General features: G+C 60.4%; 8 protein-coding genes, 2 tRNA genes and 1 other RNA gene. 3 read left to right on the forward strand and 8 right to left on the reverse strand.

Features of this window, described 5'->3' with window-relative positions; all coding sequences use genetic code 11:
- Nucleotides 1–97: 97 nt before the first annotated feature.
- From HMPREF2630_RS07605 to HMPREF2630_RS07625, 5 genes are all read right to left on the reverse strand, one after another.
- On the reverse strand, nt 98–2176 hold the full coding sequence (locus HMPREF2630_RS07605) for an S-layer homology domain-containing protein (protein WP_070484613.1): 2079 nt from the start codon (nt 2174–2176) through the stop codon (nt 98–100).
- 267 nt (nt 2177–2443) lie between these two features.
- Nucleotides 2444–3343 carry an S-layer homology domain-containing protein gene (locus HMPREF2630_RS07610; RefSeq protein WP_070484260.1) on the reverse strand — a complete coding sequence of 300 codons (900 nt, stop codon included), beginning with the start codon at nt 3341–3343 and terminating at the stop codon, nt 2444–2446.
- Nucleotides 3344–3666: 323 nt separating this feature from the next.
- Nucleotides 3667–5499 (reverse strand): S-layer homology domain-containing protein, encoded by a 1833-nt coding sequence (locus HMPREF2630_RS07615; protein ID WP_049342809.1) that lies wholly within the window; start codon nt 5497–5499, stop codon nt 3667–3669.
- Nucleotides 5500–5897: 398 nt separating this feature from the next.
- The gene (locus tag HMPREF2630_RS07620) at nt 5898–6962 is read right to left on the reverse strand and encodes a twin-arginine translocation signal domain-containing protein (protein ID WP_049342810.1); all 1065 of its coding nucleotides are present in this window, start codon (nt 6960–6962) and stop codon (nt 5898–5900) included.
- Nucleotides 6963–7359: 397 nt separating this feature from the next.
- Nucleotides 7360–8154 (reverse strand): YaaA family protein, encoded by a 795-nt coding sequence (locus tag HMPREF2630_RS07625; protein ID WP_070484263.1) that lies wholly within the window; start codon nt 8152–8154, stop codon nt 7360–7362.
- Nucleotides 8155–8269: 115 nt separating this feature from the next.
- Between HMPREF2630_RS07625 and rnpB the strand changes: the two genes are divergently transcribed.
- Nucleotides 8270–8663, forward strand: an RNA gene (rnpB, locus tag HMPREF2630_RS07630) — RNase P RNA component class A.
- A 123-nt stretch (nt 8664–8786) separates the two neighbouring features.
- Here the strand turns inward: rnpB and def are convergent.
- From def to orn, 3 genes are all read right to left on the reverse strand, one after another.
- Complete coding sequence (gene def, locus HMPREF2630_RS07635; RefSeq protein ID WP_049334074.1) at nt 8787–9359, reverse strand: peptide deformylase; 573 nt, start codon at nt 9357–9359, stop codon at nt 8787–8789.
- A 199-nt stretch (nt 9360–9558) separates the two neighbouring features.
- Nucleotides 9559–9631: transfer RNA gene (locus HMPREF2630_RS07640), tRNA-His, on the reverse strand.
- A 218-nt stretch (nt 9632–9849) separates the two neighbouring features.
- The gene (gene orn / locus HMPREF2630_RS07645; protein WP_049342772.1) at nt 9850–10506 is read right to left on the reverse strand and encodes an oligoribonuclease; all 657 of its coding nucleotides are present in this window, start codon (nt 10504–10506) and stop codon (nt 9850–9852) included.
- Nucleotides 10507–10697: 191 nt separating this feature from the next.
- On the opposite strand from orn, the gene mptB reads away from it, so the two are divergent.
- Entirely contained in the window at nt 10698–12377 is a 1680-nt protein-coding gene (gene mptB / locus HMPREF2630_RS07650; RefSeq protein ID WP_049342771.1) for a polyprenol phosphomannose-dependent alpha 1,6 mannosyltransferase MptB, read from the forward strand.
- Nucleotides 12378–12461: 84 nt separating this feature from the next.
- Nucleotides 12462–12534 (forward strand) — tRNA-Arg (locus tag HMPREF2630_RS07655).
- Nucleotides 12535–12568 lie beyond the last annotated feature (34 nt).

Raw genomic sequence — 12568 nt, forward strand, 5'->3', positions numbered from 1 at the left:
CCATTCGGGAGCACGGGGAACCAGCGAGCTATCCGATGCGCCGCACGCGCCCTCAAGGTAAAACCCGAGGGGAGACGCGAGCGCACCGATGCGACGCTTAGCGAGCCTGGTATGCCGCGATCAGGGTGGCCAGCTCAGCCTTGGTCACCATGTGCTGAGCATCAAAAGTGCCGTTAGCGTTCAGCACCACCTTGTTCTGCTGAGCCCACAGAATCTCACGGTAGAAGGCCGAACCGGGGGTCACGTCCTTGTAGGAGGAGGTTCCCGTTACCGCAGGCGAACCCGCCGCGCGGTAGGTGAAGGCCGCAACGGTTGCGTTCGAAACGCCGGCGTCAGCGTGGAACTTGCCGTCCGACCAGCCGAAGGTGATGCCCTTCTGACGGGCCCACACGTAGGCGGGGAAGTTCGGGTCGGTGGTCTTCACATCCGGCCACGGGGAAGTCTCGGGGAGCTTCACCTCGGGGGTACCCGCCTGCACGTAGAGGGCAGCCGTGAGCTCGCCGCGGGTAGCGAGGGTCTCCAGCTTCTCGTCGGAAGGATCAGGGTTCTGGTTATCGTTCTCATTGGGGTCCTGGGCCTTGGGCAGGTTGGCGTCCCTATAACCGTTCGTGCCGTTCAGGTCCAGGTCCTGCCATGCGAGCAGGGTGCCGCGACCCTCGGTGGACTTGCCCACAACCGGCGCGAGCAGCTCGCCGTTCTCGCTGTAACCGTCGTTAGCCCAGACCTCAATCACGTACTTCTTCGAAGCATCCAGGGTGTTTGCCGGAAGATTCACGGTACCGTTCAGGTTGCCGTCACGGTAAGCCGAAGCCTGGGTGGGGTGGTCAAACTCGATAATGTCGCTGGTTGCCAGAACCGGGGTGTTCGAGCCCTTCTCACGAACCACGAACTGGACGCCCTTAACGGAGTGGATATCGCCGTTGAACCCCTGACCGCCAACGTGCAAAACCTGTGCCTTTGCAGAGTCAGCCACAGCGTTGTAGCTCAGGCGCGGCACGAACGGCTCCGGCTTCTCGCCCAGAGTGTTCAGCACCCGAGTGCTCACTACGTTCTTGCTGGTCCACAGCTCCTGGGCGGTCAGCGGCTTCTGGCCCTTCTGCTCAGCAACTACGTGAATATTGTAGCGGACGTCGTATTTCGTGCCGCCGGTCGGATCATGGAAAATGTCGTCGTCAATGAAGTAGTAGGCGGCAAGCTTGTACGCCTCAACCTTCAGATCAGCCTCGAAGGTGCCGTCATCGGCAATGGTAAAGTCCTGCCCCTCCACAAAACGCAACATATCCGAGGTCGGAATCCTGTAGCCGGAGGGCGCGTATTTTGCGGGGGCAATGTACAGCGCCACGGTGCCGTGCTGGGCACGCCACTCCTTGGTGTAGCCCGAACCCTTCACGTGAACGGTGCCGCCCTCGGTCGTGATGAGGAAGGGGTTCACGCCATCGTACTTGTAGCCGTCGAGAACGGACGCCTCAAAAGTGGTGGTCTGCTCCACTGGCTTGGGATCCGGCGTTGGCTCGGGCTTCTTGTCGTTGTCCTGAGTCGTGGGCAGGTTGGCGGCCTGAACGCCGTCCGAACCCTTGAAGTTCAGATCCTGCCAGGCCAACAGAGTGCCGCGGCCCTCGGGGGCCTGACCCACGACGGGAGTGACGAGCTTGTCGCTGCCCTCGTAGCCGTTGTTGCCCCACACTTCGACGGTGTACTGCTTCGCCGAATCCAGGGTGTTAGCGGGAATCTTAACGTTACCGTTGAGGAGTCCGTGCTGGTACTGGAACGCATACTCGGGGTCGTTGTACTCGACAATGTCGCTGATAGCCAGGACGGCGGTGTTCGAACCCTTCTCACGAATAAGAATCTGCACGCCCTTGGGGGAGTTAATATCGCCGTTGAAGTCCCAGCCATTGAAGTGAAAATCCTGGTCCTTGGACGTATCGGTAAGGGCACTGTAGCTCCAGTGCGGGGTGAAGGCGTTGGTCTCAGCCTTCTGGTCACCGCCGGCCTTCGGGGTGGGGTTAGCCGGCAGGGAGCCAGCGGCAACGGCCGCGGGTGCTTCCGCAGTCACGTTCTGAGCCAGCGCCGGGCTCATGGGAAACACCATGGCACCGGCGAGAACCAGCGCACCGCATCCTTGTGCTGCGCGGGCAAAAGAAGAAGGGGCCTTAGAGTTCGGCAGAGAAGACATCATTATCCCTATCGGTTCTATTGTGTCTCGCACCGCGGTGTGCGGTACCGCGGGAAGCGGCGCGCAACATTGCGGAATACCGCACCGAAAACGGTGAGGCACCCCCGCGCGTATGGGGACGCGGGTGCGATGGGTTGGTTGGTTGTCCCCGTCGGTTTCGGGGATGATTTCACCCTACCAAACCCTCAACCGGAAATCACAGACCCGCTCAATGATGAGTTGAATGTTTCCCTTTATTTCAACCTCTAAGACCCCGTGGGCCATCGGCTACAGCGTGCGGAAGTACAGGTACAGCATCATCGCCACGCGTGCCTTCGACGTGTGCTCCGTCGGGGCGAACGCGTCGCCCTCGGACACGGTCGACACGCCGCGGCGAGACGCCCACACAATCTGGCGATAGAAGGGGGTCGAGGAAGTCACATCACTAAACGGTGAGATGCCCGTCAGCTGAATCTTCGAGGAGCCGTCAGCACGGTGCAACAGGGCGACGGTCGAGGCGTTTGACAGGGGTGCCTCCGGGTGGAACTTGCCATCATTCCAGCCGCTCGTAATCTGCTGATCGCGCGCCCACAGGTAGGCGTCGTAATTCGGGTCGGACTCGTCAACATCCTCGTAGGGGGAATGGTCCGGCCGAGTCACGGACGGCGAGCCCGCCAGACGATAGAAGATGCGAATCAGTTCGCCTCGTGTCACCGTATTATCCGCGCCGAAGAGAGTCTCGGAATCGGGATCCATCACCTGCGCGCGCACGGCCCAGCGCACACCATCGTAGTAGGCAGAACCCTCGGGTACATCCTCGAAAGCGGGCTGGTAATCGGGCGAGGCAATGACCGGACGGTGTAGCTTCGTGTCGGGGGAAGAGAGGCTTAGCGAGGGGCTACCATCCGCGGAGGCATGAAGGCTGGCCGATGTCGGGACGGTGGCATCTGCCGCCGGAGTATTCGCCTGCGAGGGATCGGCCATCGAGAGAAGGGGAGAGAACGGCAGGTACAGCACACCCGCCAGGATTACCGCCCCCACGCCCAGCTCAATGCGGCGTCGGGAAGTCGACTTCTTCCGCTGCTCGGCGGATGCGTCGGCAGAATCGACGGAGCTGAGAACCTGCGCGGACTCGTGATGATTCGTTGAAGAATTAGACGTAGCGGAACGCTTCGCGTTGCGGGACATAAATCCTCGATGTGGTTGGTGTATCGGTGTGTTTCTTGTACCGCGCTACCGCGTGTTCCCCGCCGGAAAAGGGGAATACGCGCACGGATATGCAATAGACCTAGCATAAAACCGCAGGACCCAAAATGCGAACTCAACCCGCTGAAAGGCCTTGGACATGCTGGAACACTGCCGGGGTGGTTTTATGGAAATAGGCTCAACGGTGAGAGATGAGCCAGGTGATCGGCGCGGCTTCCACCCCCGCAAAAACCTGCCGGGCGGATGCGCGACGCACCTCTCGGTAGCATTCGCATCCGCCCGGCAGAAGAAGGCTTTGTCAGCCCTTAGCGGCCCGCGTAGTTCATCAGGAACCCGGCCAGCTCGCCACGGCTTGCCAGAGCCGTGGGGTAGTAGTTGCTGCCCGGGAACACCTGAAGATTACGCTGCTTAGCCCAGGTAATCTCGCGGTAGAACGCCGAACCCACCTTGACGTCAGTGTACGGAGCCTGGGTGACGGTCACGCGCTTCTTGCCGTCGTAACGGTACAGGAAGGCCGCCACGGTGGCGTTCGAGACACCGGCCTCGGCGTGGAAATTACCGTCGGCCCAACCGTAGGTAATACCCTTCTGACGAGCCCAAATGTAGGCAGAGTAGTTCGGGTCGGTGGTCTTCACGTCCTTATAAGGGCTGGTCGCGGGAAGGGTGACCTTCGGCGAACCCGCCAGACGGTACAGGGCAACGGTCAGGTCGCCGCGGGTCGCGTTATCGTTCGCCCCGAACCAGGTCTTCTCGTGCGGGTCCAGGAGCTTCTTCTCGTTGGCCCACTGCACGGCCTTGTACAGGGAGTGGGTGGAGGGAACGTCGGCAAAACCGTTCTTCTGCTGCGGCGAGGTGCCGGTCAGGTTCAGGTAGGTGGCCGAGACGCGCTCGCTCTCGCCCTTGGCCGATACCACGTTCACGAAGATCGCGTAGTGGCCATCGGCCTCGAGCTGGGTTCCGTCAATCGACAGGGCAGTCTCGAAGGCGCCCTGGGACACGCGGTTGGCGGGGAGCACAACCTTCTGGATGGGGTCGCCGGTGGGCTGACCGTCAGCCTCGGCGGCGGAGAAGAGAACCTGGACCGAAGAACCGGCCGGAACATTGAGGTGGGAGCCCTTCACACGAACCGTCGTGGAAGAGCCCAGATCCACCGAATCGGTGCTCAGGGTAACCGAGGGGTCTGCGTGGACGGCGTTCACGCCGGTCACCGGCACGAATGCCTGGGTGCTCAGGGCCTGCTCGTTCGCCTGGTCGTTGTCTTCCGGGACGGTGTACTCGAAGGTCTGCACCACATAGGAAGTGCCAGCCTTCAGGGCGCCCGCGGGGATGTTCAGGTTCGTGCTGAAGCGGCCGTTAACGTAGCCCATGTACTGGCCAAAGAAGGCCGAGTAGTAGGTGAACTTTGCCTCGGACTGGGCCAGCGCGGGACCGGTCGGCTTGCCGGTGGCCGGGTCAACGGCGCGCACGGCCAGAATCAGAGACTCGTTGCCGTTGTAGGAAATGTCCTGGAATCCAGCGCCGTTCACGGTGATCGAGGTGTTTGCCGAAGCATCCACGGTCGAAGCGCTGTAGCTCAGGGTCGGGGACGAAACCGTGGGAACGGCGGCAACCTTCAGCTCGGTGCGAGTCTCGCCCGCCGGAATCCAACCGTCCTGGTCGGAGTCGCGGTAGCCGAGCACCACGTCGAAGGAGGAGCCTGTTGCCTCAAAGAAGTTGGCGTCCACCGAGGCGGTGAGCTTCACGGTGCCGTCCGCAGCAAAGGCGGTGGAGGGCACGTCCTGGGCGTAGTAGGGGTAGCTGCGCGGGTGATGCGGCGGGAAAGCGATGCTCTCACCCTTGGGCACGATGTAAAGACGGAAAGACTTATCGTGCACGAACTCGGGGGAGAACCCGGAGCCGTTAACGGTGATGGTGCCGCCCTTGAGGATGTCGAAGGTGCCGGAGGTAACCTGCAGGTGCTGCGTGTTCTGTGCTTCTCCCTGCTGCACGGCACCGGCTACTGCCGGGGTATTCGCCGTGGGGGCCGCCATGGCCGGGGAGAGAGGCAGGAGCATCGCGCCGGCAAGGGTGAGGGCGCAACCGCCCTTCACCATATTCTTAGAGAATACGAAACGCGGATGGCTCTGAAGTGAGGACATTGGTATCCAATCGGTTTTATCGGTGTGACGCATTGTGTGGAAGTGCGTATCAACACCGTAGCAAATAGATAAGACCTGCCGTAATCGGGGCGGTTGTGGACTTGGAAAAAGTTTCACACCAGAAGGCTGGTCTTAAGCTGAAGTATAACTTTAAAAACTATGTGCATGAGGTGGAAAATATGCCTAAATATTGTGCTGATAAGCACAAACACTGAGTCGCGGGCAAAGCTCCATGCTCCAAACGGGGCAGAAAACCCACCGCACAATCGATAAAAACCAAATTATCAACTATATAAAGTTGATAAGTCTCGTCGTGCGGTGGGTTTGATACGCAATTGCAAGATGGGGTATCTAGCGAAGAAAGATTAGGGAAAGGCCGGGTGAGGCCCGACCCGCCCTTAATCTCGCATATTGGCACACAGGGTATCCGCGTGCAGCATAATCAGAGCTCGCGCCCATTCCGCACGGGTGACTTCCTGGTCCGGGAAGAAATTTGCGCTCTTGTACGCGAAATTCGGGTCGATATTCGCGCGCGTATGCAACCACACGGATTCCCTAAAGAAGGGAGAACCGGGGTGCATATCCGCAGGCGCCACCGGAGTGGGGTGGGTTCCTTCGGTAAGGGCCGGGTACGCCTCGTTGAAGCGATACAGGAAAGCGGCCATCGTGGTGCGGTGAGCCACCGCCTCCGGATGCATCTTGCCGTCGGACCAGCCGCTCGTCAGTCCCTTCTGCACGGCCCAGATGTAGGCGGCGTACCGGGGGTCCTTCGGCGAAACATCCGGGTACGGCGAAACTGCGGGGAGAACTACCTTGGGCGAACCCACCGTGCGGTACAGCGTATCCATAAGGTCGCCGCGCGTGGCCGCGCGGTAAGGGTAGATGCGGCGGTTCTTGTCGATGAGCATCATCTTCTGCTGGCACACGGTGTATACGTCGTAGGAGTACGGATCTTCGTCTTCCAGGTCAATAATGAAAGGCGTCCGCGCGTAATCGGTATTGACGGTAACGTCAGAAACCATCGTGCGCAGAATGGTGTACTGCTTATTGTAGGGGCGCAGGGTAAGGCGAATACCGTACTTTCCCTTCGGGCCGGTCGTCATACCCGTGGGAAGAATGACCGTCTGGCGGTACACATTATCGGTATCCAAACGATTCTTCTCGAGGGAAATAAAATAGAATACTTTAAATCCCTTATCCTCGGTGTAGTTACCGATTTCAAAATAGGGAGTATATAGCCCGTTTTCAAAGATCGGTTGCAAACCGGAAACTTCGTAGGAGAGGGTAAATCCGCTGATATCAATCATTGCCTGATTGACCTGCAAATCCAGAGGAACGCTCTGAATGTCCAGGGTTGCGGCCTGTGCACCCTGCAGGGCGAGCTGGCCAGCTCCTAGCGCCCCGGCGATACCGAGGGCGGCGGTGCCCTTCAGGAAGAGGCGACGAGATGACGAGGTAGACATATCGTGTCCAATCGGTGTGTTTCTGAATGAATTGTTATACCGCCGCTAGACCTGTAGCTCGGCCATAATCCGAGCGAGACCTATCGGCGTGCAGGACGTATCGGGCTTCGATAGCGCTGAGTCGAGAGAACGCGAGGTGAATATGCAATCCCTCTCGGTGAGGGGTTAATTAATACTATAAACACATCGAATGGTTAAAGAAAACGGTGCGCTGAGTGATACCTCTGCCGTAGAGCGCATTAGGAAAGCGTCGATGAGAGGAAATGCTAAATCACTGAGAAAGAATGTTATTTCCCGCGACTCTTTTAAGGGTAAAAATTTCTTAATATTTAAATTTTTAGCCGGGCAGCACGATCGCACCGCCCGGCTAAAATCACGACATAAAGCCCGCTGGGATTTATTGCCCCTCGTGCACGAGGAGGGTCAGGACACCCGCCTTACGAGCCGTGGGCAGAGCGCACTCCACCGCCCAATCCTCGCTGACCGCCTCCAAGAATTCGGCGATACCCGCCGTGGAACCATCTAGGGGGCGCGCCGCCAATCCCGACTGAATCAGATACCGAGCAAAGAGGCCGCGGTAATGCTTCGCCATGTGTGAGACGACCTTGCGAGAACCATCGGCCGCCACACGCTCCACGCGAACCGCCAGAGTCTGCGACGGGGGAGTCACCCACGACTTCGCGTAGGCTGCAGAACGGCAATCCAGAATCAGCTGGTCCTTCGCGGTTGCCTCCAGGGCGGTGCCCAGCGCACCCTTCCAGAAGTTTGCCAGCGCACCAATCGAACCCAGCTTCACACCCATGGACAGACGGTAGGCGGGAATCGCATCCTCGGGGCGCAGAACACCCCACAGGGCCGAAGAAATCAGCAGCGACCAGTGCGCCGCATCGCGCTCGGCGGGGGAGAAGCTCGCGTAATCCAGCGCCTCAAACAGCACGCCCGTATAGGTGCGAATCGCGGGCTGCGCCGGCTCGGACAGCAGGCGCGTGTTGCGCTCCACCTCTGCTTCGAGGGACGCACCCACCTTCAGCTCCGCCAGGGCATCGGGGCCCGAACTGACCGCGGTCAGCTCCTCTAGAACGCTCTCACGCTCGGCAGTCAGCTCCGGAAAGGAGAGATCGGCAAAAGAAACCGGTGCGTTGCCCGCCGGGGCGGGGGTCTTACCTTCAGACGGGGGAAGAAGAATTAGCATCTACCCAGTGTACCTGGCAGGCTGCCAGCGCATCCGCGAGATTCCAGCGTACCCGCGAGACGAACCCGGTAAATAACCGCCCCGAGAGGTATGCGTATAATGAGTGGGGTGAAAACGGGCCGTCCGGGCAATCGCGAGGCACTCGGATGCTTCGAGGAAAGTCCGGGCTCCACAGCACAGGATGGTGGATAACATCCACTCGGGGTAACCCGCAGGCCAGTGCCACAGAAAGTAAACCGCCGCGGTTCGCCGCGGTAAGGGTGAAAGGGTGGTGTAAGAGACCACCAGCGGGCGCGGTGACGTGCCCGGCTAGGTAAACCCCATCCGGAGCAAGGTCAAATAGGATGCGCCATGGTAGGGTAGTGCGCCCGATCCCCGGTTCTCGGGGTGCGTATTCGGGTAGGCTGCTTGAGACGTGCGGCAACGTACGTTCTAGATAGATGATTGCCTCGAAACGCCCCTTCGGGCGGCGTTTTAGACAGAACCCGGCTCATAGGATGACCCGTTTTCATGTCACCATCCGCAGATGGTAAGCGAAGACCGCGAACGCATTTTCTAACGCGTTCGCGGTCTTCGCTTTAAAGCTTCGCGGGAGGCCCGCCCGACCTCTAGGGGGCCCTAGGAGGGTCCGATTAGTGGCCGAAGGGATCGGGATCCACGCCCGGCATCCACGAGTTGCCGTCCACGGTCCAGCCTTCCTTCTTGACGACCTTCTTCATCTTGCTGGTCCACTTCTTGTTCAGGCGGTTCACGTACAGCTTGCCGTCCAGGTGGTCGGTCTCGTGCTGCATGCAGCGGGCGAACCAGCCGGTCGCCTCGAAGTGGACGGGGTTGCCGTGCTCGTCAAGGCCGTTCACAGTGACCCACTCGGCGCGCTTGAGGGGGAAGCCGTAACCGGGGAAGGAGAGGCAGCCCTCTTCCTCCTCGTAGGGGTCCGGGTCAGCGGTAGAAATCTTGCCCAGGGTCAGCACCGGGTTGATGATGCAGCCGCGCGGGGGAACGCCGTCCTCGTTCTCCATCTTGTAGGTGAAGATGCGCAGGCCCACACCGATCTGCGGTGCCGCCAGACCCACGCCGTTGGATGCGTCCATGGTTTCGTACATGTCAGCCACGAGCTCCTTGAGCTCATCATTAAACTCGGTGACGGGTGCCGCGGGGCGGTGCAGAACGGGGTTGCCGTGAATAACGATGGGGCGAATAGCCACAGAATCATCCTTTGCTTGTGTTGAACGGGGACCTATCGGGTGCGCCTGCCGCATGAAGTCGCGGGGCGTGCTGTTCTCGTTCGAAGGGTTGAAAGTGCTGGTGTAAAAGTTTTGCTCCGGTAAACCTTGTCCAGGTAAACCGAGGTCAGGGTAAAGCGAAAGGGCCGTTACGGATAACCATAACGACCCTTTCCATCGGGGTGATCGACGGGGGTTGAACCCGCGACCTCCTGGACCACAACCAGGCGCTCTGCCAACTGAGCTACGACCACCATGTGCTTCGCTTGGTTTCCCTTGCGATGTGCAACGGATACTACTGTACATGAGTTCACGAACCCTGCCAAGCTGAGATTGGGTGATGCTCGTTACAGTTTGAGATGGGGGTTGGGGCGCGCCGGACGCACGCCACGGGACACCCTCGCGGGCCCGCGGGACGCGCATCCCCGGTGCACAGCTACGCCGCGCTCAGGCGCCGTTGCATCGCGCTCGGCTACTGCTCGGCAGCTTCGGCGGCCTTCGCCTCCAGCTCGACGCGCTCAGCCTCAACCTCACGGGCAATCTTAGCGGCGGCCACGGCATCCGGACCCTGCTCCACAAAAATTGCGCGACGGTAGTACTTCAGCTCGTCAATCGAATCCTTAATATCGCCCAGCGCGCGGTGGTGACCGGTCTTCACCGGGGCGCTGTGACGGGCGGCGGGGTACCAGCGCGAAGCCAGCTCCTTAATCGTGGACACATCAATCACGCGGTAGTGCAGATGGTTCATCACCTGCGGCATGTAACGTTCCAGGAAGCGCTTATCCATGCCCACCGAGTTACCACCCAGCTGCGCCTTGCCCGCCACAGGAACATACTTCTTCACGTAGCGGAGCACCTGCTCCTGGGCGTAATCCATCGACACGCCGTTCTCGAGGTCGTCCAGCAGACCCGAGGACTCGTGCATCGAACGCACAAAGTCGTTCATGTTCTCCACCGCACCCGCGGGGGACTCGTCGCCGGGCTTAATGACGAACTCCACGCCCGAACCCAAAATGTTGAGGTCGGCATCGGTGACCAGAACGCCCACCTCAATCAGGGCGTCATTGGCCACGTCGAGGCCGGTCATCTCGCAGTCAATCCATACAATACGTTCACTAGAAATACTCACACTCCAACTCTACCCTCATTCGCGCCCGCCCGCCCCTCCGCGCGTCGGAACATAGTCGGAACGTATAAGAACGCTCAGGTGTGTGCAGAGGCGGTGTCCACACCGCGCGCTCGCACCCGAATCCGCCGGGCTCCGGTGAAGCGCTCGGGTATGATAAAAGCCAAAGAGACGACGCATACAGAAAGGGAGTAATGCGCTCACTGAAAGAGCCCGCACACCGGCTCGCCGCCACCAGAGCACACGACGCACCCCTCTCACCCCGGCTGCTGGATTACGTCAATAACCACCGTCTGCGAACGCTCGTCATTGGCACCATCGGCTCAATCATGGTCACCCTGGGGTCCTACACCGTCGGATGGCTCTCGGATAGCTCCAACTTTTGGCGCTACGACCTGATTCGCGCCATCAGGTTTGACGCCGTATGGGTCATCGCCGGCATTATCCTGCTGGCCCTCGGCGCCATGATTATGTGCCGTGAATGGCTGCGCATCTACCAGAAGATGGGCGATTGGAACGAACCCAACACCATGCGTTGGATGATTGCCGTCATCACCAGCTGGTCCCTGCCGCAGATCTTCGCCTTCACCATCTACAGCCGCGATATGTTCTCCTACTACGGTCAGGGCATGGTCATGGCGCACGGCCTCAACCCGTACAAGCACGGAGTCTCCGAAATCTCGAACTTCATGCAGAACGGTGCGGACCCCATGTGGGCGGAATCCCCGCCCCCGTACGGCCCGGTCTCCCTCAAGCTCGAAGAGTGGATCGTGCGCCTGGCCGGGGAGAACATCGACCTCTCCCTCTTCTACTTCCGCCTGCTCTCCGTGCTCGCGGTCATCGGCATTCTCTTCTACGTGGCAAAACTCGCCAAGGCACACGGCTTCAACCAGGTCCGCGCCCTCTGGCAGATCGGCCCGAACCCGCTGTTCATCGCATCGTTCATCGCCAGCGGCCACAACGACTCGCTCATGACCATGTTCATGCTCGGCGGCCTCTACTACGCCAAGCGCTACCGCGACACCCGATGGGGCGGCCCGCTCGGCGTGACATTCGTAGCCCTCGGCGTTGCCGTCAAGCCGCTCGCCCTCGTGGTGCTGCCCTTCGTGGGTCTGCTCTGGGCCGGCAAGAACGCCTCCTGGCCGCGCAAGTTCATCTTCTGGGTGCTCTCCGGTGTGCTCCTGCTTGCCGAAATGGCGGTCATGGGCTGGGTGACCGGCCTCGAATTCGGTTGGATCAAGGCACTGTCCACCACCGGCGGCCAGTACATCTGGTACACCCCCTTCGGCCTGGTGATTGGCGCGGCATCCCTCTTCACGCAGGGGGATACCTTCGAGGTCATTCGCAAACTCATCGAGACCGTCGGCAAAGGCATCGGTATGCTCGGAGCGGTAGCAATGGCATTCGTTGGACGCGACCGCAACATCGTGCGCCACGCCGGCCTGGCCATCCTGTTCATGCTCCTGTGTAGCCCCATGATTCAGCCGTGGTACCTGCTCTGGGCTATCCCGATGCTTGCCGCGACCGGTCTGCGCTCGCACTTTCAGCTCATGTGGTACTTCATCACTACGCTGTTCTTCATGGCCTACGGCGTGAGCGACCAGCTGAACGTTTCGCCCTATCTGCGCGATTTCAACCAGGATATGGGCCGACTTATCGCAACGGTGGTCTGCCTGGGCTACATTGTGTACCTCATGGTCCTCGACCCGGCAACCCGCCGCATGGTGTACGTGAGCTTCCGCCCCACGCAGGTGCGCCGCACCGCGATTCGCCTGTGGTGGCAGCTGTTCCCCGGCGCATCGAGCCGCCGTGCACGCCGCCGCGAGGCAAAGAAACAGGAGCGAGAGGTGCTGACCGGCTCCACGCGGAGCTAACCCCCTCGAGTGTTCCGCCCCGACGGTTCCTCTGGGCGTCCAAACGTGCGGGGAACAGCCAGGACTCGTGTACCCTAGAGGAAGGCCCCAGTAGCTCAGAGGATAGAGCAGGAGCCTTCTAATCTCTTGGTCGGGGGTTCGATTCCCTCCTGGGGCGCCGTAACGAAAACCGCCCCGCACCCTTCAACGGG

Origin of the sequence: Rothia sp. HMSC072B03 (assembly GCF_001809565.1) — a bacterium.
GTDB classification, from domain to species: Bacteria; Actinomycetota; Actinomycetes; order Actinomycetales; family Micrococcaceae; genus Rothia; species Rothia mucilaginosa_A.

Coding starts and splice junctions, on each gene's coding strand:
- HMPREF2630_RS07605 (WP_070484613.1), bottom strand. CDS start 2,176: ATGTCTTCTCTGCCGAACTCTAAGGCCCCTTCTTCTTTTGCCCGCGCA.
- mptB (WP_049342771.1), top strand. CDS start 10,698: ATGCGCTCACTGAAAGAGCCCGCACACCGGCTCGCCGCCACCAGAGCA.
- HMPREF2630_RS07620 (WP_049342810.1), bottom strand. CDS start 6,962: ATGTCTACCTCGTCATCTCGTCGCCTCTTCCTGAAGGGCACCGCCGCC.
- HMPREF2630_RS07625 (WP_070484263.1), bottom strand. CDS start 8,154: ATGCTAATTCTTCTTCCCCCGTCTGAAGGTAAGACCCCCGCCCCGGCG.
- HMPREF2630_RS07615 (WP_049342809.1), bottom strand. CDS start 5,499: ATGTCCTCACTTCAGAGCCATCCGCGTTTCGTATTCTCTAAGAATATG.
- HMPREF2630_RS07610 (WP_070484260.1), bottom strand. CDS start 3,343: ATGTCCCGCAACGCGAAGCGTTCCGCTACGTCTAATTCTTCAACGAAT.